This window comes from Ruminococcus sp. MCC718 (genome assembly GCF_018783905.1).
In the GTDB taxonomy this organism is placed as follows: Bacteria; Bacillota; Clostridia; order Lachnospirales; family Lachnospiraceae; genus Hominisplanchenecus; species Hominisplanchenecus faecis.
The window spans coordinates 1-1,904 of record NZ_WQNP01000008.1; the positions used below are offsets into that span (position 1 = coordinate 1).

Annotated in this window: 2 protein-coding genes; both read right to left on the minus strand. The window is 43.2% G+C overall.

Translation table 11 applies throughout. The features are described from left to right. Positions 1-89 precede the first annotated feature (89 nt). A complete protein-coding gene (gene istB, locus GPK60_RS00995) occupies positions 90-866 on the minus strand; it encodes an IS21-like element helper ATPase IstB (protein ID WP_215658691.1) in 777 nt (258 codons plus the stop codon). Further along, the coding region (locus GPK60_RS01000) for a DDE-type integrase/transposase/recombinase (protein WP_215658692.1) at positions 863-1,904 on the minus strand (1,042 nt) is incomplete at its 5' end. The genes GPK60_RS01000 and istB, both read right to left, overlap by 4 nt.

Genomic DNA, 1,904 nt, shown 5'->3' on the forward strand with positions numbered 1-1,904 from the left:
TGAATATTACGGTGCGGCAGAGCCGCCAGTCCGGTGTGGCGAGAGCCACCTGTCCGGACTAACGGAGCCACCCCATTTTGTTTATTAAGTTACTTTGCCATTGCTGGATCCAGTCCATATACTTCTCTCATAGAGAGGTCTTTAGATGGGTCAACACTTTCAATATCGATTTTATAGGAATCATACGAAATACGATCCATGATGGCATCGGCAAGAGTACTTTCACCATCACAGATTTGCTGGTACCATTCACTTTCACGGAACTGAGAACAAAAGATCGTTGAAGATTTTTTGCGTCTTTTATGTATCAGTTCAAAAAGATTCCTGGCTTCAGCTTCTGTCAGTTTAAGAAGCAGCCACTCATCAATGATCAGTACTATTGGCTTGGTGTATTTCTTCAGGACAGTCGAAAAAGTTCCATTTTCCCTGGCAGCCTGTAAGTCCAATAATAGATCAGGAAGCCGTACATACCGTACTGAGTAATAGTGCTTGCATGCTTCCATGCCAAAGGCACAGGCCATATAAGTTTTACCACTTCCGGTTGCTCCAGTAATAAAGATGTTCCGGTATTCTGTAATGTATTCACAGGTTGCCAGACGGTTGATCAGTGCTTTGTTCAGCTTTCGTCCAGAATGGTAATCAATCGCTGCGATGCTGGCATCTGGCTGTTCAAACTCAGCCTGGCGGATCAGCCTTTTCAGACGATTGTTTTTGCGGTTGCTGTATTCGACATCAACAAGCATGCCGAACCGATCTTCGAATGGAACTTCCTTCATTGCAGGATCATCCATCTGGATGCGGAATGCATCTGCCATAGCAGTCAGACGCATTTCAATAAGTTTATCGATTGTACTTTGATTTGTCATGATTTTTTACCTCCATAGTATCTGGCTCCTCTGGTTATGCCATGTGGTTTTACTGCTTGAGATGATTCTGATTCGGTATCAGGTGCATCCTTTGTTGCAGCCAATAGATTTTTGATACTTTTATAGCTGGGTTTACCGGAATAAGAGAGCGCCTTAGCACAGATCTGTTCCAGTTTTTCTGGCGAATATTTTTCTGCCAGTTTCAGTAATCCCATGCAGCTTCTGTAGGATTGCTGTTCAATCCTGCCGGAGGTAAGTATTGCATCGACAACCTTACTTGTGTTAATTCCAATCGAATCAGCCCACTTACGGAACCGGTCACCGTTCCATTCCAGATATTTCTGGTGTTCCTGCGGCATATGTTCTGTCACTGTAGAATACTGACCGCTTCGTCCATAGAGTCGTCTGTGAGAGGCAATACGATTGTGATTATAAAATATTTCAACCGTTGTATCTGTTATACGCACATCAACCTTATTTTTGATATACTGATAAGGCACGGAGTAGAACATTCTGTCTACTGCGATGTGATAGTTAAACTGGACGGTGGCTTGTTTCCACTCAGCCAGTTCAAAAGGTGTAGCAGGCAACGGAGCCAGCAATGGCATTTCTTCCCCAAGAAATAAACTGAGTCTGCTACATTCCTTTTTCTGAAATTTACGGGCGTTGTAGGCATCCAGTTTTTCACGGATTGAAGCATTTAATTCTGCAAGAGAGAAAAACTGCTCATTGCGAAGGGCTGCTGTTATCCATGTGGATATCTTTCCTACTGATCCCTCTACATTCGGTTTATCCTTGGGTTTCCGGACTCTGGCCGGAAGGATGGCGAGATTGTAATGTTCTGCCATCTCATGATAAGTTGTGTTTAAGGCAGTGTTGTACCAGTCACTCTTTTTATGATTCACTGCGGTTGTACAGTTATCAGAAACGAGCATAGGTGTGACACCTCCAAAGAAATCAAACATCTGGACATGAGCTTTGATCCAGTTGTCGGTTTTCTCATTCATATATGCTTTTACAAAAGCATACTGACTGTAA